The sequence below is a fragment of the Cellulomonas sp. C5510 genome (assembly GCF_019797765.1).
Taxonomy (GTDB): domain Bacteria; phylum Actinomycetota; class Actinomycetes; order Actinomycetales; family Cellulomonadaceae; genus Cellulomonas.
Genome location: NZ_CP081862.1, coordinates 273,994 through 293,167, shown reverse-complemented (window position 1 = coordinate 293,167; position 19,174 = coordinate 273,994). Strand labels below are relative to the sequence as shown.

Below are 19,174 nucleotides of genomic sequence, written 5' to 3'. Positions count from 1 at the left end.
TCAGTTCAGGAACGGGCTCATCGCGAGGTAGACCAGCGCCGCCACACCCGCGGCGGCGGGGATGGTGAGCACCCACGCGAGGCCGATGTTCTTCGCGACGCCCCAGCGCACCGCCGACAGCCGCTTGGTGGCGCCGACGCCCATGATCGCCGAGGTGATCGTGTGGGTGGTCGACACCGGGGCGTGCAGGGCGAACGCGTTGACGTACAGCACGACGGCGGACACGGACTCGGCGACGAACCCGCGCGCCGGGTCCAGCTCGATGATCTTGCGGCCCAGCGTGCGCATGATCCGCCAGCCGCCGGAGTACGTGCCCAGCGAGATCGCCGCGGCCGCCGCGAGCTTCACCCACAGCGGGATGCCGCCCTCGGGGTCCGCCCAGCCGACCGTCAGCAGCGCCATGAAGATGACGCCCATCGTCTTCTGCGCGTCCTGCAGGCCGTGCCCGAGCGCCATCGCCGCGGCGGAGGCCGTCTGGGCCAGGCGGAACCGGCGGGTGGTGCGCGACGGCGCGGAGTTCCGCACGATCCACAGCACGCCCACCATGACGAGGAACGCCAGGAAGAACCCGATCAGCGGCGAGAAGATCATCGGCAGGACGACCTTCTCGACGATCGCGGAGCCGTAGATCGCCAGCCCGCCGGCGAGCCCCGCGCCGACGAGACCGCCGATGAGCGCGTGCGTCGACGACGAGGGCAGCCCGAACCACCACGTGATGAGGTTCCACACGATCGCGCCGACGAGCGCGCACAGCACGACGACGAGCGCCTGGTGCGACGACGCGTCACCGAGGTCGACGATCGAGGTGGCGATGGTCTCCGCCACCTCCGTGCCGAGCAGCGCACCCGTGAAGTTCATGGCCGCGGCCATGAGCAGGGCGGCGCGGGGCGTCAGGGCCCGGGTCGAGACGGACGTCGCGATGGCGTTCGCGGCGTCGTGGAAGCCGTTGGTGTAGTCGAAGCCGAGCGCCAGGGCGACGACGACCACGACGAGCGCGAGTTCCACCGGGGCTCAGGACTCCTTGAGCGCGATGGTCTCGACCATGTTCGCGACCTTCTCGAACGCGTCGGCAGCGTCCTCGAGCTTCTCCACGACCTCCTTGAGCTTCATGAGGAGGATCGGGTCGGTGATCTCGTCGAACATCTGGGCGAGCAGCTTGCGGTGCGACTTGTCGGCCTGGTTCTCGAGCCGGTTGACCTCGACCCAGTACTCCGACAGGGAGTCCATCGACCGCAGCCGCGGCATCGCCTCGGCGGTGAGCTCGGCGGCGCGCTGCAGCACCTGGACCTGGTCCGCGACGCGGTTCGGCAGGGCGTCCAGCTTGTACAGGACGATGAGGTCCGCGGCCTCCTCCATGTAGTCCATGCAGTCGTCCAGCGCGGACGCCAGGCCGTAGATGTCGTCGCGGTCGAACGGCGTGACGAACGTCTGGTTCAGCCGCCGCATGATCGAGTGCGTGGCCTCGTCGGCCAGGTGCTCCGCCTCGTTCAGCTGCTTGGCGAGCGCCTTGCGGGCGGCACGGTCCGCCCCGAGCAGCTCGGCCAGCAGGTTCGCGCCGGTCACGAGGTGCGCCGCGGAGGCGGCGAGGAGGTCGAAGAACGAGGTGTCGCGCGGGGTGAGGCGCAGGCGCACGGGAGGCTCCGGGGGAGAGGGCTCTTGTCAGGCACAGGCTAGGGCAGCCGCGGGGTGAACTCACAACCCCGAAGGTGAACGCAGGGTGAACGGCCGCGCGGTGCGGTGTCGGGCTCGTCACGTCCGGGCCGGGCCCGGGACCGAGGTCACACGTCGGCGTGCGCCGCGGAGGATGAGGACGCCGGGCCGGGAGCGCCTCTCGGCGCGAGGCCGCTCGGAGCGGCTGGTGTTGGAGCCCGGGGCTACCGCGGCCCGGCGTCGCGAACCACTCTACGCGTCGCCTCCGGGCGCGTCGCGGGGTGGCCGGGGTGAGGAATCCCACGGCATGCGGCGGGCCCCGCCGGCGTCGTGCCGGGAGGACGGCGCGTCACCCCAGCGACCCGGCGCGCCACAGCCCGGCAGCGTGCTCGAGCTCCTCGGCGGTGCGCACCAGCGACCCGGCGCTGCGCGTCAGCCGGGCCGACGAGTCGTCCGCGGCCAGGTCCAGGTGGTCGGCGTCGAACGCCGCTCCGGTGCCCAGCACCCGGCAGAACGCGGCCCCCCGCTCGAGCGCCACGTCGAGGTCGCCGGTCCACAGGCCCGAGAGCACCGCGTCGAGCACCTCACGGACCTCGTCCGGCCCGGGCGGGCTCGGCACGCCGGCGACGACGTGGTGCACCGGTGCCGCGTGCAGGCCCTGCCGGTACCGGTCCGCGATCGTCTGCGGGTCCCGCCGGACCCACTCGCGCAGGACGTAGAGCCGCCACAGCGTGCCGGGGAGCGTGGTCGCCGGGCTGTCGGACCACAGCGCCGCGACAGCGTCCAGGCCCTCGTGCTCGACCAGCCGCACCAGCCGCTCGACCAGCGCCGGGTCGTCACCGCCGGACCGTCCCCGGTGCACGATCGCCGACGCGGTCGAGTGCGCGACCTCGGACCGCAGAGCCGGGTCGAGGTCGCCGGGCAGGGCGTCGGCCGCCCGCGGGTCGAGCATCGCGGGCCGTCGGAAGCGCGGGCGGGAGCTGCCGGAGTCGGGCGTCACGCCCTCGATTGTCCGCCCTGCGGGGGCCCGGGCGCCCGCCGGCCGGCGGCGGTGCCGCTTCCGCATGCGAGATGCGGCGGACAGGTGAAAGGTGGGATGGCCCTGCGCCGCCCCCGCGGCCCGGGGGCGTCACCGTGCAGCGAGGAGAGCGTCATGGCGCAGTCACACGTCCCGTCGGCGGGCCGGCACCCGTCTCACAACAAGGCGATCGGCCTGGCCGTCGCCGCCGCGGTCGGCGGGTTCCTGTTCGGCTTCGACTCGTCCGTCATCAACGGCGCCGTCGACGCGATCCAGGGCCAGTTCGACCTCGGCTCGACGCTCACCGGCTTCGCGGTGGCCGTCGCCCTGCTCGGCTGCGCGTTCGGCGCGTGGGCCGGCGGCAAGCTCGCGGACCACTGGGGCCGCACCCGCGTGATGGTGCTGGGCGCGGTGCTGTTCTTCGTCTCCTCGATCCTGTCCGCGATCGCGTTCAGCGTCTGGGACCTCATCCTGTGGCGGGTCATGGCGGGCATCGGCATCGGCATCGCGTCGGTCATCGCCCCCGCCTACATCGCCGAGATCGCCCCCGCCGCCCTGCGCGGGCGGCTCGGCTCGCTGCAGCAGCTCGCGATCACGATCGGCATCTTCACCGCCCTGCTGTCGGACCAGCTGCTGCAGGAGGCGGCGGGCGGCGCGGCCGAGGTGCTGTGGCTCGGGTGGGAGGCGTGGCGGTGGATGTTCCTCGTCGCGGTGGTCCCGGCCGCGGTGTACGGCATCCTCGCGCTGCGGATCCCCGAGTCGCCGCGCTACCTGGTCGCCCAGGGACGGCGCGACGAGGCCGTCGCGGTCCTCCGGTCGGTGCTCGGCCCGGACGAGGACGCGGACGAGCGCGTCGCGCAGATCGAGCAGACCATCGAGAAGGACCGCCAGCTCGAGCAGCAGGCGACGCTGCGCGGACCCCGGTTCGGGCTGCTGCCGGTGGTGTGGGTCGGCATCCTGCTGTCGGTGTTCCAGCAGTTCGTCGGGATCAACGTGATCTTCTACTACTCGACGACGCTGTGGCAGGCCGTCGGGTTCGACGAGAGCCAGTCGTTCCTCGTCTCGACGATCACGGCGGTCACCAACGTGGCGGTGACGTTCATCGCGATCGCCCTGATCGACAAGGTCGGGCGCCGGCCGATCCTGCTGACCGGGTCCGCCGGCATGACCGTCGCGCTCGCGGTGATGGCCCTCGCCTTCACGCAGGCGTCGGGGTCGGGCGAGGACGTGTCGCTGCCGTCTCCGTGGGGTCCGGTCGCGCTGGTCGCGGCGAACGCGTTCGTCGTGTTCTTCGGGGCGTCGTGGGGCCCGCTGGTCTGGGTGCTGCTCGGCGAGATGTTCCCCAACCGCATCCGCGCCGCCGCGCTCGGCGTCGCGGCCGCCGCGCAGTGGATCGCGAACTTCCTCATCACGGTCACGTTCCCGCCGCTGCTCGACACGTTCGGCGCCACCGGGCCGTACCTGATGTACGCGGTGTTCGCGGGCCTGTCGTTCGTGTTCGTGCTCGGCAAGGTGCCCGAGACCAAGGGCGTCGAGCTCGAGGACATGGAGGACCTGCCGGCGGCACGCAGCCGCGGCGCGGCGCGCACGTGACCCCGGCTTGATCCCGGGCGAGCCCCTCGCGGAAACTACGCGGGGGGCTCGGCCGTTGGACGGACCGGACACCGCTCGAAGGGACACACCGTGGGAACGCCTCACCAGCACGCCACCGGCACGCACCGGGCGGAGGTGGTGGCCCGATGACCGGCCCCGCCACGCTCGCCGCGCACGACGTCTGGGCCGGCTACGGCGGCGCCCCGGTCCTGGCCGGCGCGACGCTCTCGGTCGCCCCCGGCGAGACCGTGGGCCTGATCGGCCGATCCGGTGCGGGCAAGTCCACGCTCGTCCAGGTGCTGCTCGGCCGGCACAAGGCCACGCAGGGCCGCGCGACGTACGGCGGCCGCCCGGTCGCGAAGATGTCCCGCAAGGAGACCAAGGGCTTCCGCGCCCTGGTCCGCGCGGTCCACCAGGACGGCCTGGTCGGCGTCGACTCCCGCTCGACCGTGCTGCGGGTGCTGAAGAGCACGCTCGACGACGCCCGCAAGGCCGGCCGCGCGACGGGCCAGGAGCCGGCCGACGTCCTGGCGCGCGTCGGCCTCGAGCCGCGCTACCTGGACCGGACGCTGCACTCCCTGTCCGGTGGGGAGAAGCAGCGGCTCGCGCTCGCCGACGCACTCGCCACCCGGCCCGAGGTCCTCGTCCTCGACGAGCCGGCGACGGCCCTCGACCCGGCGCTGCGCGACGCCGTGGCGGACCAGCTCGCGGCGCTCGCGGCGTCCGGCGTCGGGCTGCTCGTCGTCTCCCACGACCTGCGGATGGTGGACCGCCTCGCCGCCACGGTGCACGTGCTGGCCGAGGGCCGGATCGCGGAGACCGGGCCGCTGCGCACCCTGCTGTCCGACCCGCAGCACCCGGAGACCCGCGAGCTCGCGGAGGCGTTCCCGGAGGCCGTCGGCGCGTTCCGCTGAGGGCGGCGGGCAGCCGCGTCACGGCCGGCCGTCGGCGAGGACCAGCACCTCCTCCAGGCGCGCGGGCACCGACCGGACCCGGCCGGCGACCCCCGCGGACGCGAGTGCACGCTCCACCTCGCGCGGCGCGGCGCCGGCCACCCGCACCGCCCGGCCGGCGACCGTCACGGGCAGCCCCGCGGCGCCGAGAGCGGCGAACGCGGCCTGCCAGTCGGCCCCGACGACCTCGACCGCGGCCGAGCCGTCGAGGACCTCCGGGAGCGTCCCCGCCGCGACCCGCCGGCCGTGCGCCATCAGCACGAGGGCGTCGCACTGCTCGGCCTCCTGCATGTAGTGCGTCGTCACCAGCACGGCGACCCCGGCCTCGGCCTGGGCGTGCACCGTGTCCCACAGGGCCGCGCGCGCGAGGGGGTCCACGCCGGACGTCGGCTCGTCGAGCACCAGCAGCTCGGGGGCGTGCGACAGCGCGGCCGCGAACGCGAGCCGGCGCTGCAGGCCGAGGCTCAGGCCCCCGACCAGCCGGTCCGCGACCGCGGCGAGGTCGGCGGGCAGCGCCGGGACGTCCCGCAGCCCGTAGGCGGACGCGACGAAGGCGAGGTTCTCCGCGACCGTGAGGTCCGCCGCCAGCCCGAGGCCCTGCGGGACGTACCCGATCCGGCGCCGCACCTCCCGCGACGGTGCGCCGCCCAGCACCCGGACCGCCCCGGAGGTCGGCGCGAGCAGGCCCAGCACCGTGCGGATCACCGTGGTCTTGCCGGCGCCGTTCGCCCCGAGCAGGCCGACCACCTCCCCCGGGCGGACCGTCAGGGAGACGTCGTCGACCGCCCGCAGGCCACCGAAGGTGGTCACGACGTGCGCGGCCTCGACGGCCGGGGCCGGGTCGGGGCCCGGGACGGCGCGCCGGGAGGCGGCGTCTCCCTCGCGGACCGCGGCGGGCACCCGCCCCGGGGTCGTCGCGCGCGCCGACGGCTCGCCCGGGGCGGGGCCGGTCGCCGTCGGAGGCTCCGACGGGCCCCGGCGTTCGAGCGTCAGGGCGATCACGGCGTCCTCCAGGTCGGGAGGCGGGCCCCCGGCACCCGCGGGGACGAGCGCGTGCCGCGCGCGACCACGCCGCCAGACGGCGAGCGCGCCGTCCGTCCCGCCGACCGCCGGCCGCGCCTGCCCGGCGCTGCTCACCAGGACCGACCCGCGGACCCGGTCGGCGGCCCGCGCCGGGTCGCCGCGGTACACCTCCGTCCCGCGGTCGAGCACCAGCACCGAGGCGGCCCGCTCGGCCTCGTCCAGGTAGGTGGTGGTGACCAGCACCGCCGTGCCGCCGGCCGCCGCCGTGGACAGCAGCCGCCACAGCTCGACGCGGCTCACCGGGTCCACACCGGTCGACGGCTCGTCGAGCACCACGAGGTCCGGGCGGTGCAGCATCGCCAGGCAGAACCCGAGCTTCTGCCGCATCCCGCCGGACAGCTGCCGGCCCAGCCGGTCCTGGACCCCGTCCAGCGCCGCGGCGGCCAGGAGCTCCTCGGCGCGGACGCGGGCGGTCGCCGGGTCGAGGCCGTACGCCCGGGCGACGAGCTCGACGTTCTCGGCCACGCTGAGGTCGCCCCACACCCCCGACGTCGCCGGCAGGAACCCGGTACGCCGGCGGTCGGCGCGCCGCACCCGGCCCGACACGGGCACCTCCCGCCCGACCAGCACGCGGGCCAGCGTCGTCTTGCCCGCGCCGTCACCGCCGACGACCGCGGTGACCTCGCCCGCCGGTACCGGGAGCGTGACGTCCGCCAGGGCGGCGCGACCCCCGCGGTGGACCGTCAGCCCCTCGACGCCGTAGCCGGTCACCGGGCCACCGCCGCCCGCTCGGCGACCGCCCCGGCGTCGCCCGCGGAACCGCGCGCACCGCGCGGCCGCCGCGGGGTGATGGACGCCCGGAACCGCCACACCGCCGCACCGAACACCGCCACCGCCATCCCCGACAGGACCACGACCGGCAGCCAGAGCGAGTCCAGCCCGGCGCCACGCAGCATCACGCCCTGCGCGACCTCCGTGAAGTACGTCAGCGGCAGGCAGTAGCCGATCCACCGGACGCCCAGGGGCATCGCGTCCAGCGGGAAGATGATGCCGGACAGCAGGATCTGCGGGAGCAGCACGAGGATCGCCGCCTGGATCGCCTGGCCCGCGTTCTGCGAGACGGTCGAGATGAACACGCCGAGGCCGAGCACCACGAACAGGAAGATCGCCCCCGCCAGCACGAACACGAGCACGCTGCCCGTGAACGGCACCCCGAAGATCAGCATCCCGAGCGCGGTCACGACCGCCATGTCGAGGGCCGCGAGCAGGAAGTACGGCGCGATCTTCCCGACGATCACGTCGACGGGCCGCAGCGGCATGACGGCGAGCTGCTCCAGGGTGCCCGCCGCCCGCTCCTTGACCAGACCGATGCTCGTGATGATCGTGCCGATGAAGGTGAGGATCAGCCCGATCAGCGCGGGGACCATCACCCAGGACGTCTCGAGGTCGGGGTTGAACAGCACCTCGGGCCGCACCTGGTCCCCGAGCCCCGCGACGACGACGTTCGCGGCCTGCGCGGCGAACAGGTTCGTGCCGTCGATCAGCACCTCGGGCGTCTCCGCGCCGGCGCTCGTGACGACGGCGAGGTCGTACCGGTCGGCCGCGAGCGCGTCGACCGCGTCGGCTCGCCCCTCGGACGGGCGGATCGACCGGACGTCGATCGTCCCGGAGGCAGGCGATGCGGCGATGCGGTCAGCCGCCTCCTGCGCCTGCGGGCCGACGGCGACGGTGGTGAGGCTGTCGACCGTGAAGTTCGCGGCGAAGCCGAAGATCGTCAGCAGCAGCAGCGGGAGCACCACCAGCATCGCGACGGTCCGGTGGTCGCGTCGCAGCTCCCGGAACTCCTTGAGGATCATCGCGCGCATGCTCGCCTCCCGGCAGCGTCGGGGGCGTCCTCCACGGCGCCCGTCCGCGACCACGGTAGCACCGAACCGGAACGTCCGGTTCCGCTTATGTCGGGCTAGGGTGACGTCGTGAGGGCGGACGCGGCACGGAACCGGCAGCGCATCCTCGACGCCGCCCGCACGCTCTACGGCACCCGCGGTCTGGACGTGCCCATGGAGGCCGTCGCCCGCGCCGCCGGTGTCGGCATCGGCACCGTCTACCGGCACTTCCCCGACCGGGCGACGCTCGTGCGCGCCGTGATCGCCGACCGCCTCGCGCACGTCGGCGGGCTCGTCACGACGGCCCACGCAGGCCTCGCCGGGGACGACCCCGGGGCCGCCTGGGACGCGTTCCTCACCGGCGTGCTCGAGTCGGGGCTGCCGATGCTGGTGCCCGCCCTGGCTCCCCGGGCCCGCGACGCGGACGTGTTCACCCCCGAGCTCGTCGAGGAGCGCGCCCGCACCGCCACATCGGCGGCCGGCGTCGTCGGCGCCGCCCAGCAGCGCGGACTCGTGCGGCCGGACATCGGCGTGCCCGAGATCCTCCTCATGTTCGCCGCGGCCCTGCGCCCGCTGCCCGGGCTGCCCGACGCGCTCAACGCGGCGATGCTGGAACGCCGCGCGCCGCTGCTCCGTGCCGCGCTGCGTCCCGGCGGCGACCCGCTGCCCGGACACCCGGTGGGCGTCGAGGACCTGCTCACGGCCCTGACCCCCTGACCCGCCCCTCCCCCGCGCCGCTCCCTCTCCGCCCACGAGCCCGGTCCGGTCGAGAGGCCGGCACCCGGGGCGCGCCCCCGCTCGTGACCCCCGCCTGGTGGCCGCTCGGCGGGTCGGAGCGCGGGGACGCCCGGCGCGCGGGTGCGCGCGCAGCGCCGGGAGGCGCGGGGGTCGAGGGCCACGGGGCTGCCCGCGGCGGCGCGGTCAGGCCGGGAGGTCGGCCAGGAACGCGCGGACCAGCGCGGTGAACGCCGCCGGGTCGTCGAGCGGCAGCCCGTGCCCCGCGCCGGCCACGACGTGCACGCGACCCTCCGGCAGGTGCGCCGCGATCGCCTCGGTGTGCGCACGCCGCACGACGTCGTGCTCGCCGGCCGCCACCAGCACCGGGACGTCCACCCGCGCCAGCGCCCGCAGGGGGATGCGCGGGTGGCGGACCATCAGGTCGGTGACCTCGGCCCGCTCGCGCGCACGCGCGTCGACCAGCCCCCGCGCCCGCTGTGCCAGCCACGTCAGCGTGACCTGCGCGCGGGTGCGGCCCGACAGGCCGGCGGGATCGGTGTTCGCGCCGTACAGCACGAGCGAGCGCACCAGCGCCGGATGACGCAGGGCGAGCAGCAGCGCGACGTTGCCGCCGTCGGAGTAGCCGACGACGTCGACCGGGCCGGTGACCCGCAGCCCGCCGAGCACGTCCGCCACGTCGTCGGCCATGCGCGGGATCGTCAGCGGTCCGGTGCCGCGCGGCGACGTGCCGTGCGCCCGCGCGTCGGGGGCGATGACGCGGTGGTCGTCCGCCAGCCCTCCGGCCACCGGCGCCAGGGACCGGGCGTCCTCGCCGTTGCCGTGCAGCAGGACGAGCGGCGGGCCGTCCCCGCTGACGCGCACGTGCAGAGGCAGGTCGGTCACCCGTCCGACCGTACCCGCGGCCGGCCGGCCGGGCCGCACGCACCACCGCACCGGTGCAAGGTCCGGTGATGCCGCCACACAGACCTGGCACACCCGGCCGCGCGTGCCGGGCACGACGACGGGAGGACGCCGTGCGGACCGACGAGCCAGACCCGCGCCCGCTCCCGGCGGGCCGGACCACCACCGCCCGGGCGGTGCTGCCGCTCCTGGCGGCCGTGGCCCTCGTGGCGTCCGGGGGCTGCGCGGCGGGCGCGACCCGCAGCGAGACCTGCGTCGACTGGGTGTCCTTCCCGACGCCGGCGGACGCGGTGGCGGAGGCGGACGCCGTGGTGCGCACCTCCGGCCCGGCGGCCGCCTCGGGGACGGCGGAGCTGTTCGGCACCGACGCGACCGTGCACACGCTCGCGGTCGGGGCGGTGCTCGCGGGTTCAGGCGCGCGCGCCGGGGACGTCCTCGAGGTGGCGTCGACGCCGGCGACCTGCACGGGCGGGAGCCGCTACCCGGACGGCGACCCGCTGGACACCGCCGGGACGCTGCTCGTCCTGCTGGAGCGGGACGAGCAGACGGGCACCTGGCGGACCCTCACCCCCGCGCAGGGCGTGGTGGCCGCGCCGGACGACGCCGTGCCGGGCTCCTGGCCGGCGGGGACCACCGGCACGGGAGACGCCGGCCGCGCTCAGGGCTGAACGAGCGCGCCGGTCCGCACGCGCTCACACGCCGGGCGTCGACCCCCGCAGGACGACCTGGCCGGTCACGCGGATCGTCTCGGGTTCCCCGTCGGCGGGCGGCTCGAGCGCCAGCCGGACCGCCCGCGCGCCGATGTCCGCGAACGGCAGCCGCACCGTCGTCAGGCCCGGCATCGCGTCCCGCAGCAGGCCGACGTCCCCGTAGCCCGCGACCGCGACGTCGCCCGGCACGGACAGCCCGGCGTCGCGCGCCGCGGCGAGCGCCCCCGCGGCCATGACGTCGCTGACGGCGACCACCACCTGCGCGTCCACCCGGTCCTCGACGAGCTGGCGCATCCCCTCGTAGCCGCCGTCGCGGGAGAACGCCCCGCGGAGCACCACCGGCGGCGGGCACCCGAGCGCGGCGAGCGCGGCGACGGCGCCCGCGCTGCGGTCCGCCGCGAGCGTGTGGGTCTGCGGGCCGGCGAGGACGGCGAACCGACGGTAGCCCCGTCCGTGCAGGGCCGTCACCAGGTCGGACGCCCCCTCACGGTCCCCGACCACGACCGTCGGCACCCCGAACGCGGCGCGACCGACGGACGCGACGGCCCCGCCCACCGCGCGGAACGAGTCGACGGCGGCACGCACCGCCTGCTCCCCCGCGGGATCGGCCTGGCGCCCGCCGGCGAGCACGACCGCCCGCGCACGCTGGCGCCCCAGCAGGGCGACGAGCGCGGCCTCCCGGCCCGGCTCGTGCCGGGTCGACGTCAGGGTCACGCTCATCCCGGCGTCCTCCGCGGCGGCGACCACCCCCGACGCGAGCTCGGCGCAGGCCGGGTCGGCGATGTCCGGGACGACCAGCCCGAGTGCCGTCGTCCGGCCCCGCGCCATGGCCTGCGCGATGCCGTCGGGCGAGTAGCGCAACCGCGACGCCGCCTCGAGCACCCGCTCGCGGAGGTCCGCCCCCACGGTCCGGTTGGCGCTGCCGTTCAGGGCCCGGGACGCGGTCGCGAGCGACACGCCGGCCTGGCGGGCCACGTCGCTGAGCGTCACCTGTCCGGCCATGGCCGCAGGGTAGGCGCATTCCCGCGCGCGCCGAGGGTCGGATCTGGGTGGCAGGACCCAGGCCGCGGGCACCCGCCCCGCTCGGTCGGGCGGCCGGCCCGCGCAGGTCCAGGCACCCGTCCGGCAGGACGCGCCCGTCCGCCGCGGTCGCGTCCACCGACCGCACGACCGCACCGGGCACGAGGCGCGACGGCCGCTCGGCGCGCACCCGACCAGTACCGCCACGCCCGAGACGCGACGAGGGCCGGGCCCGCACCGTAGGAGGTGCGGACCCGGCCCTCGTCGAGGCGGGACCGGCGTCAGGCCGGCATGAGCCCCGTGCCGCTGTCGCCGGACGACGCGATCGGCGGTGCCGGCGGGACGTCCGTCCCCGAGCCCGGGGTGCCCGCGGAGTGCGCGCCGACGGCCACCGGCTCCTTCGGGCGCGGCCCGCGCGCCTCGCCGCGGAACGTGAACTCACCGAGGATCCCCTCGCCGTGCGCGTCCACGACCACCTGCTGGCCCGCGTGCAGCTCCCCGAACAGGATCTTCTCGGACAGCGCGTCCTCGATCTCCCGCTGGATCGCGCGGCGCAGCGGCCGGGCGCCCAGGACCGGGTCGTAGCCCTTCTCCGAGAGCAGCTTCTTGGCCGCCTCGGTCAGCTCGATGCCCATGTCCTTGTCCCGCAGGCGGGCGTCGAGCTTCGCGATCATCAGGTCGACGATCGCGAAGATCTCCGTCTGCGACAGCTGCGGGAACACGACCACGTCGTCGACGCGGTTGAGGAACTCCGGACGGAAGTGCGTCTTGAGCTCGTCGTTGACCTTGGCCTTCATCCGCTCGTAGGACGTCGACAGGTCGCCGCCGGCCTGGAACCCGGTCTGCACGCCCTTGGCGATGTCCCGGGTGCCGAGGTTGGTGGTCATGATGATCACGGTGTTCTTGAAGTCGACCACCCGACCCTGCGAGTCGGTCAGGCGACCGTCCTCGAGGATCTGCAGCAGCGAGTTGAAGATGTCCGCGTGCGCCTTCTCGACCTCGTCGAACAGCACGACCGAGAACGGACGACGCCGCACCTTCTCCGTGAGCTGGCCGCCCTCGTCGTACCCGACGTAGCCGGGGGGCGAGCCGAACAGCCGCGAGACGGTGTGCTTCTCCGAGAACTCGGACATGTCGAGCTGGATCAGCGCGTCCTCGTCCCCGAACAGGAACTCGGCGAGCGCCTTGGCCAGCTCGGTCTTCCCGACGCCGGTGGGGCCGGCGAAGATGAACGACCCACCGGGACGCTTCGGGTCCTTCAGACCCGCACGCGTGCGGCGGATGGCCTGCGAGAGCGCCTTGATGGCCGCCTCCTGGCCGACGACCCGCTTGTGCAGCTCGTCCTCCATCTTGAGCAGCCGGCTCGACTCCTCCTCGGTGAGCTTGAACACCGGGATACCGGTGGCCAGCGCCAGCACCTCGGCGATGAGCTCCTCGTCGACCTCGGCGACCGCGTCCAGGTCGCCCGACTTCCAGGCCTTCTCCTTCTCCTGGCGCTTGAGGCCGAGCTGCTTCTCCTGGTCGCGCAGCCGCGCGGCCTTCTCGAAGTCCTGCTCGTCGATCGCCGACTCCTTGTCGCGGCGGGTCTCGGCGATCTGCTCGTCGAGCTCGCGCAGCTCCGGCGGGGCCGTCATGCGGCGGATGCGCAGGCGGGCGCCGGCCTCGTCGACCAGGTCGATCGCCTTGTCCGGCAGGAACCGGTCGTTGACGTACCGGTCGGCCAGGGTCGCCGCAGCCACGAGGGCCCCGTCGGTGATGGAGACGCGGTGGTGCGCCTCGTACCGGTCGCGCAGGCCCTTGAGGATCTCGATGGCGTGCTGGAGGTTCGGCTCGGAGACCTGGATGGGCTGGAACCGGCGCTCGAGGGCCGGGTCCTTCTCCACGTACTTGCGGTACTCGTCCAGGGTCGTCGCGCCGACGGTCTGCAGCTCGCCGCGGGCCAGCATCGGCTTGAGGATGCTCGCGGCGTCGATCGCGCCCTCGGCGGCACCCGCACCCACGAGGGTGTGGATCTCGTCGATGAACAGGATGATGTCGCCGCGCGTGCGGATCTCCTTGAGCACCTTCTTCAGGCGCTCCTCGAAGTCACCGCGGTACCGGGAACCGGCGACCAGGGCGCCGAGGTCGAGCGTGTAGAGCTGCTTGTCCTTCAGCGTCTCCGGCACGTCGCCCCGGACGATGTCCTGGGCGAGGCCCTCGACGACCGCCGTCTTGCCGACGCCGGGCTCGCCGATCAGCACCGGGTTGTTCTTGGTGCGGCGGGACAGCACCTGCATGACCCGCTCGATCTCCTTCTCGCGCCCGATGACCGGGTCGAGCTTGCCCTCGCGCGCGGCCTGCGTGAGGTTGCGTCCGAACTGGTCGAGGACGGCCGAGCCCGAGGGCTGACCCTCCTGCGGGCCGCCGGCCGAGACCGGCTCCTTGCCCTGGTAGCCGGACAGCAGCTGGATGACCTGCTGGCGGACGCGGTTCAGGTCCGCGCCGAGCTTGCCGAGCACCTGGGCCGCGACACCCTCGCCCTCGCGGATGAGACCGAGCAGGATGTGCTCGGTCCCGATGTAGTTGTGGCCGAGCTGCAGCGCCTCGCGCAGCGACAGCTCCAGCACCTTCTTGGCGCGCGGCGTGAACGGGATGTGCCCGCTGGGAGCCTGCTGGCCCTCGCCGATGATCTCCTGCACCTGGGCGCGCACCGCGTCGAGCGAGATGTTGAGCGACTCGAGCGCCTTGGCCGCGACACCCTCCCCCTCGTGGATGAGACCCAGGAGGATGTGCTCGGTGCCGATGTAGTTGTGGTTGAGCATCCGCGCCTCTTCCTGGGCGAGGACGACCACGCGACGGGCTCGGTCCGTGAATCTCTCGAACATGTGCACTCCTCACGAGCGGCGTGCTCGCCGCGCGACCCGGCCCGTTGACCCGGGGTCGACACGCACGACGAGTCGGCGTTGTTCGATGCTAACGGCGGGGTGTGTCGCGGGCGTCCCGTGTTCGCCCCTGGCGTGAAGGGGCCGCCCGGTGCGCGACCCGGCCACGGCGGCCGCCGTGCGGGTGAAGACCGGTCCCGGGCCCGGATCCGCCGTCACCCGTCCTGCGGTCGCACTGTCGCCCGAACGGGTCGTCTCGGCTCTTAACCGGTTTATCAGCACGGGTCCGGCCGATCAGCGAGGGCAGAGCGTTCCAGCAGGTGGGGCGCCCGAGCCCGAGGAGCGGGTCGATGACGACGGTGGCGGACAGCAGACGGGGATCGCGGATCAGGGACGGGCTCACCCGGTTCGGCTTCGCGACGAAGATCCTCCTGACGGTGGCGACCGCCGTCGTGGCCACCGTCGTGGTCGGCCTGGTCTCGGTGTCCTCCGTCCGGCACATGGCCGAGGCCTCGCACCGCATGTACGACGAGGACGTGCAGCTCACGGCGCTCGCCGGCGAGATGCGCTTCCAGATGGTCACCGCCCGGCAGAACACGATCGCGGCGCTGTACCAGCAGGTCGCGACCGGAGACGCGGAGATGATCGCGGGGTTCCAGGACGCGCGGGACGCCGCTCTGGAGCAGGTCGGTGAGCTCGCCGCCCAGTACGCCGGGCACCGTGGCCTGACCACCGAGCAGGCGGACACGGTCGCAGCCGTGCACGCGGACGTGCTGACCTACCAGCAGAAGATCGCCGACACGGCAGCGGCGCGGGCAGCGGGCGACGACGACCGCGCGCAGGCGCTGCAGACCGAGACGGCTCCGATCGGTCAGTCGGTGACCGACGGCATCGAGCGACTCGTCGACCTGCAGGTCACCTCGTCGAGGGCGGCGGACGAGTGGGCCGCCGAGCAGGCTCAGCAGCGCACCTGGCTCGTGCTCGGCTGCCTGGTGGCGGGGACGCTGCTGGCGGCAGCCGTGGCCGTGGTCGTGGCACGGAGGCTCAGCTCGAGGATGAGCAGCGTGCAGGCCGTCGCGGACGCCCTCGCCCACGGGGACCTGACGGTGCGCAGCGGTACGGGCGGCCGCGACGAGATCGGACGCACCGCCGCCTCGCTGGACAGGGCGACCGAGATCCTGCGCGGCACGGTCGCGGAGATCGTCCAGTCCTCGAACGACGTGGCCGGTGCGGCTCAGCAGCTCGCGGCGTCCTCCGCCCAGGTGGTCACCGGGTCCGACGAGACCTCGGCGCAGGCCGGGATCGTCGCAGCCGCGGCCGAGCAGGTGTCGCGGAACGTGCAGACCGTCGCCGCCGGCGCCGAGGAGATGGGTGCGAGCATCCGGGAGATCGCCCAGAACGCCACCCGGGCCGCCAAGGTCGCCGGCCGGGCGACCGACGCCGCCACACGGACGAACGAGCAGGTGGCGCGGCTCGGGACGTCGAGCACGGAGATCGGGAACGTCGTGAAGGTCATCACGAGCATCGCGGAGCAGACGAACCTGCTGGCCCTCAACGCGACGATCGAGGCCGCGCGAGCCGGCGAGTCCGGCAAGGGCTTCGCCGTCGTCGCCGGTGAGGTCAAGGAGCTCGCGCAGGAGACGGCGCGCGCCACGGAGGACATCGCGCGCCGCGTCGAGGCCATCCAGGGCGACACGACCGGCGCGGTCGCCGCGATCGGGGAGATCTCGCAGATCATCGCGTCGATCAACGACTACCAGCTCACGATCGCCTCCGCCGTGGAGGAGCAGACCGCGACCACCACGGAGATGTCCCGCTCGGTGTCGGAGGCGGCCGCCGGCTCCGGAGGGATCGCCACCAGCATCGTCGGCGTCGCCACGGCGTCCGCGTCGAACACGCAGGTGCTCGAGTCCATGCGGTCCTCGATCGACGACCTGGCCCGCGTCTCCACCGAGCTCCGCGCCCGCGCGTCGGGCTTCACGTACTGACCGGACGCGCTCGGCCGGTGGCCCTCGTCCCGGCAGACGGGGCCAGGACGAGGTAGGAGCCCTGACGGGAGGATCGAAGGGACCCCAGGGGTCGGCCACGCCACGGTTCCCGGCGTGGCCGACCGGGCGTCGGTCAGTACGTGAACTGCGCGACGCGCGCCCGGAGGTCCTCCGACATGCGCGCGAGCTCGCGGACGGCGCCGCCGACCTGCCCGACGATCTGCGAGGAGGACGCCGCGGCGGAGGCGACGCCCGTGATGTTCGTGGCGATCTCCCCCGAACCCGTCGCGGCCTCGGCCACCGAGCGGGACATCTCGTTCGTGGTCGCCGTCTGCTCCTCCACCGCCGACGCGATCGTCAGCTGGTAGTCGTTGATCGACGCGATGATCTGCGAGATCTCCCCGATCGCCGCCACCGCACCCGAGGTGTCGCCCTGGATCGCCTCCACCCGCCGGGCGATGTCCTCCGTCGCCTTCGCCGTCTCCTGCGCCAGCTCCTTGACCTCACCCGCCACGACCGCGAACCCCTTGCCCGCCTCCCCCGCACGCGCCGCCTCGATCGTCGCGTTCAACGCCAGCAGGTTCGTCTGCTCCGCGATCGACGTGATCACCTTCACCACGTTCCCGATCTCCTGACTCGAGACCCCGAGCCGCGACACCTGCTCGTTGGTGCTCGCCGCGACCTCGGTCGCCTGCCCGGCGACCTTCGCCGCCTGCGAGGAGTTCTGCGCGATCTCCCGGATCGAAGCCCCCATCTGCTCCGCACCGGCCGCCACCGTCTGCACGTTGCGCGACACCTGCTCGGCCGCAGCCGCCACCACACCCGCCTGCGCCGACGTCTCGTCCGTCCCGGCGGCGACCTCCGCGGACGCCGCGGACAGCTCCTCGGCGGCGGACGCCACGGTGTGCGCGGTCTCGACCACGCCCGCCATCGCCGCCCGCAGGCTGGTCTGCGCGGTCGCGAGCGCCGACGCCATCTCGCCGAGCTCGTCGCGGGTACGGACGTCGGGCACCAGGGTGAGGTCCCCGGTGGCCATCGCCTCGGCGGTCGCCCGGACGCGGCCGGCGGCGCGGGCCATCGACGAGGACGTCCGCAGCCCCAGGAGCAGCGCGAGCACGACACCCAGCGCGATGACCACCGCGGTCACGACGCGCCCCGTGCGGGCGGTCGACGCGGCGTCCTGCGTCGCGGCGACCGTCCGCTCGCGCAGCGAGTCCAGCAGCGACGTCGTCGCGTCGCCGATCGCGTAGTAGACGTCGTAGGCGTCGCCGGTGACGAGCGCGTCACCGGCGTCGAGCGACTCCGGGGTGTCCTCGCGGTACGTCTCGACGACGCGGTCGTCCGCCGCGAAGAAGTCGTCCCAGAGCGAGGCGATGTCGGAGAACGTCGCCCGCTCGGAGGCCGTCAGGTCGTCGGTGTCGACCGCCGCGAGCGTGTCGCGCAGACGCTGCGCGGACTCGAGGTAGCCGGCACGGTTCGGGTTCGCGTCGGCGACAGCCTCGGGGCCGCCGATCCGACGCGTGTCCCAGGCGTACGCCACCTGCCAGCCGGAGACGTCGGAGTTCATGGTGCGGACCTCCCCGACCTGGGTCGAGACCTCCTGCAGGTGCGCCAGCCGCTCGTTCGCCTCGGAGACGCCGCCGAGCGCCACCTGTGAGACGACTCCCGCGGCGACGGCCGTGGCCGCCCCGATCGCCGCCACGCCCAGCACCTTCGCCCGGACCCCCGTCCACCGCCGCGATCCCGACGCCGACGATCCCGCTGCTGCTGCCATGTCACGTCCTCCACCGTGTCGTCCCCCCGCGTGCGGCCGATCGGCTCACGGGGCGCCCACCTGAGCCGTCCGGCGCGCGGCGTCCGCCACACCCCCGCAGCCCGCCCGGCAGCCCGCCCGGACGCCTCGACCCGCGGGTGCAGCGGACGTCGGCGACCTTGGGACACTGGACCCGTGACGACCTCCACCACCGCGCCCGTGACCGACCCTCCCGCGCTGCCCCCGGGCCTCGACATCCGGCTGGTCGTGTCCGACATGGACGGGTCGCTGCTCGACGAGCAGGGCCGCGTGCCGGACTCGTTCTGGCCGGTGCTGGACGAGCTGGAGCGCCGGGGCATCGAGTTCTGCCCGGCGAGCGGGCGGCAGTACGCGAACCTGCGCGAGCTGTTCCGGCCGCACGGCCGCGACCTGGTGTGCATCGCCGAGAACGGGGCGTACGTGGGCCAGGGCGACGTCGCGCTGTCCGCCGACCCGCTGCCCGGGGACGAGGTGCCGGGGATCGTGGGACGGGTGCGCGACCTCACCGCGGCGGGGCGTGACGTCGGGATGGTGCTGTGCGGCCGGCGCGCCGGGTACGTCGAGCGGGGCGACGGCCCGTTCTTCGCGCACGCCGCGCGGCACTACGCGTGGCTGGAGCAGGTGGACGACCTGACCGCCGTCGAGGACGAGGTGCTGAAGATCGCGGTGTTCGACTTCGGCTCCGTCGAGGACGCCACCGCGCCGGCGTTCGCGGACCTGGAGCCGCGGCTGCGGGTGCTCGTGTCGGGGCAGCACTGGCTCGACGTGATGAACCCGGACGCGGACAAGGGCCACGCGCTGCGACGGGTCCAGGAGCGGCTCGGCGTCACCGCCGCCCAGACGATGGCGTTCGGGGACTACCTGAACGACGCGGGCCTGCTGGACGCCGCGCAGTGGTCGTTCGCGATGGACAACGCGCACCCCGACGTGCGGGCCCGGGCTCGGGACGTCGTGCCGTCGAACGCCCGCCACGGCGTGGTCCGCACGCTGGAGGCGCTGCTCGCCGCGACGCCCGGGGCTGACCGCCAGGCCGTCCGGGGCTGAC

At 74.5% G+C, this 19,174-nt stretch carries 15 protein-coding genes; 6 read left to right on the top strand and 9 right to left on the bottom strand.

The features are described from left to right. The 3 genes from K5O09_RS01315 to K5O09_RS01305 all read right to left on the bottom strand — a co-directional run bounded on the left by K5O09_RS01315 (nt 1) and on the right by K5O09_RS01305 (nt 2,602). Complete coding sequence (locus K5O09_RS01315; RefSeq protein WP_222171102.1) at nt 1-1,005, bottom strand: inorganic phosphate transporter; 1,005 nt, start codon at nt 1,003-1,005, stop codon at nt 1-3. 6 nt (nt 1,006-1,011) lie between these two features. Next, the gene (locus K5O09_RS01310; protein ID WP_222171101.1) at nt 1,012-1,632 is read right to left on the bottom strand and encodes a DUF47 domain-containing protein; all 621 of its coding nucleotides are present in this window, start codon (nt 1,630-1,632) and stop codon (nt 1,012-1,014) included. 367 nt (nt 1,633-1,999) lie between these two features. Next, complete coding sequence (locus K5O09_RS01305; RefSeq protein ID WP_222172508.1) at nt 2,000-2,602, bottom strand: hypothetical protein; 603 nt, start codon at nt 2,600-2,602, stop codon at nt 2,000-2,002. Nucleotides 2,603-2,803: 201 nt separating this feature from the next. On the opposite strand from K5O09_RS01305, the gene K5O09_RS01300 reads away from it, so the two are divergent. Together K5O09_RS01300 and K5O09_RS01295 are read left to right on the top strand one after the other, a co-directional pair. Further along, nucleotides 2,804-4,261 carry a sugar porter family MFS transporter gene (locus tag K5O09_RS01300; RefSeq protein WP_222171100.1) on the top strand — a complete coding sequence of 486 codons (1,458 nt, stop codon included), beginning with the start codon at nt 2,804-2,806 and terminating at the stop codon, nt 4,259-4,261. Nucleotides 4,262-4,407: 146 nt separating this feature from the next. After that, nucleotides 4,408-5,175, top strand: a complete 768-nt coding sequence (locus tag K5O09_RS01295; RefSeq protein ID WP_222171099.1) for an ABC transporter ATP-binding protein — start codon at nt 4,408-4,410, stop codon at nt 5,173-5,175. An 18-nt stretch (nt 5,176-5,193) separates the two neighbouring features. On the opposite strand, the gene K5O09_RS19025 is transcribed toward K5O09_RS01295, so the two are convergent. Further along, nucleotides 5,194-7,008 (bottom strand): ATP-binding cassette domain-containing protein, encoded by a 1,815-nt coding sequence (locus tag K5O09_RS19025; protein WP_255595965.1) that lies wholly within the window; start codon nt 7,006-7,008, stop codon nt 5,194-5,196. Next, nucleotides 7,005-8,102 (bottom strand): ABC transporter permease, encoded by a 1,098-nt coding sequence (locus K5O09_RS01280; RefSeq protein WP_222171098.1) that lies wholly within the window; start codon nt 8,100-8,102, stop codon nt 7,005-7,007. Before K5O09_RS01280 ends, K5O09_RS19025 begins: the two co-directional genes overlap by 4 nt. A 108-nt stretch (nt 8,103-8,210) precedes the next feature. Between K5O09_RS01280 and K5O09_RS01275 the strand changes: the two genes are divergently transcribed. Then, nucleotides 8,211-8,837, top strand: a complete 627-nt coding sequence (locus K5O09_RS01275) for a TetR/AcrR family transcriptional regulator (RefSeq protein WP_222171097.1) — start codon at nt 8,211-8,213, stop codon at nt 8,835-8,837. A gap of 204 nt (nt 8,838-9,041) precedes the next feature. Here the strand turns inward: K5O09_RS01275 and K5O09_RS01270 are convergent, their stop codons facing one another. Beyond that, entirely contained in the window at nt 9,042-9,740 is a 699-nt protein-coding gene (locus tag K5O09_RS01270) for an alpha/beta fold hydrolase (RefSeq protein WP_222171096.1), read from the bottom strand. A 131-nt stretch (nt 9,741-9,871) separates the two neighbouring features. Here K5O09_RS01270 and K5O09_RS01265 point away from each other — a divergent pair, with 131 nt between their 5' ends. Beyond that, on the top strand, nt 9,872-10,426 hold the full coding sequence (locus tag K5O09_RS01265) for a hypothetical protein (protein WP_222171095.1): 555 nt from the start codon (nt 9,872-9,874) through the stop codon (nt 10,424-10,426). A 24-nt stretch (nt 10,427-10,450) separates the two neighbouring features. Here K5O09_RS01265 and K5O09_RS01260 read toward each other — a convergent pair whose 3' ends face one another. Then, nucleotides 10,451-11,470, bottom strand: coding sequence for a LacI family DNA-binding transcriptional regulator (locus tag K5O09_RS01260; RefSeq protein WP_222171094.1), 1,020 nt, complete (start codon nt 11,468-11,470; stop codon nt 10,451-10,453). A 299-nt stretch (nt 11,471-11,769) separates the two neighbouring features. Beyond that, entirely contained in the window at nt 11,770-14,352 is a 2,583-nt protein-coding gene (locus K5O09_RS01255; protein ID WP_222171093.1) for an ATP-dependent Clp protease ATP-binding subunit, read from the bottom strand. 347 nt (nt 14,353-14,699) lie between these two features. Here K5O09_RS01255 and K5O09_RS01250 point away from each other — a divergent pair, with 347 nt between their 5' ends. After that, complete coding sequence (locus K5O09_RS01250; protein WP_222171092.1) at nt 14,700-16,337, top strand: methyl-accepting chemotaxis protein; 1,638 nt, start codon at nt 14,700-14,702, stop codon at nt 16,335-16,337. A gap of 133 nt (nt 16,338-16,470) precedes the next feature. Here the strand turns inward: K5O09_RS01250 and K5O09_RS01245 are convergent, their stop codons facing one another. Further along, nucleotides 16,471-18,111 carry a methyl-accepting chemotaxis protein gene (locus K5O09_RS01245; protein WP_222171091.1) on the bottom strand — a complete coding sequence of 547 codons (1,641 nt, stop codon included), beginning with the start codon at nt 18,109-18,111 and terminating at the stop codon, nt 16,471-16,473. 174 nt (nt 18,112-18,285) lie between these two features. Between K5O09_RS01245 and K5O09_RS01240 the strand changes: the two genes are divergently transcribed. Next, nucleotides 18,286-19,173: a Cof-type HAD-IIB family hydrolase gene (locus K5O09_RS01240; protein ID WP_255595964.1), complete on the top strand. Its 888-nt coding sequence runs from the start codon at nt 18,286-18,288 to the stop codon at nt 19,171-19,173. The last annotated feature ends 1 nt before the right edge of the window (nt 19,174 follow it).

What these genes read in the sequence shown, in the direction of transcription:
- K5O09_RS01260 (WP_222171094.1), bottom strand. Translation starts at nt 11,470, where the DNA reads ATGGCCGGACAGGTGACGCTCAGCGACGTGGCCCGCCAGGCCGGCGTG.
- K5O09_RS01245 (WP_222171091.1), bottom strand. Translation starts at nt 18,111, where the DNA reads ATGGCAGCAGCAGCGGGATCGTCGGCGTCGGGATCGCGGCGGTGGACG.
- K5O09_RS01300 (WP_222171100.1), top strand. Translation starts at nt 2,804, where the DNA reads ATGGCGCAGTCACACGTCCCGTCGGCGGGCCGGCACCCGTCTCACAAC.
- K5O09_RS01250 (WP_222171092.1), top strand. Translation starts at nt 14,700, where the DNA reads ATGACGACGGTGGCGGACAGCAGACGGGGATCGCGGATCAGGGACGGG.
- K5O09_RS01295 (WP_222171099.1), top strand. Translation starts at nt 4,408, where the DNA reads ATGACCGGCCCCGCCACGCTCGCCGCGCACGACGTCTGGGCCGGCTAC.
- K5O09_RS01255 (WP_222171093.1), bottom strand. Translation starts at nt 14,352, where the DNA reads ATGTTCGAGAGATTCACGGACCGAGCCCGTCGCGTGGTCGTCCTCGCC.
- K5O09_RS01280 (WP_222171098.1), bottom strand. Translation starts at nt 8,102, where the DNA reads ATGCGCGCGATGATCCTCAAGGAGTTCCGGGAGCTGCGACGCGACCAC.
- K5O09_RS01305 (WP_222172508.1), bottom strand. Translation starts at nt 2,602, where the DNA reads ATGCTCGACCCGCGGGCGGCCGACGCCCTGCCCGGCGACCTCGACCCG.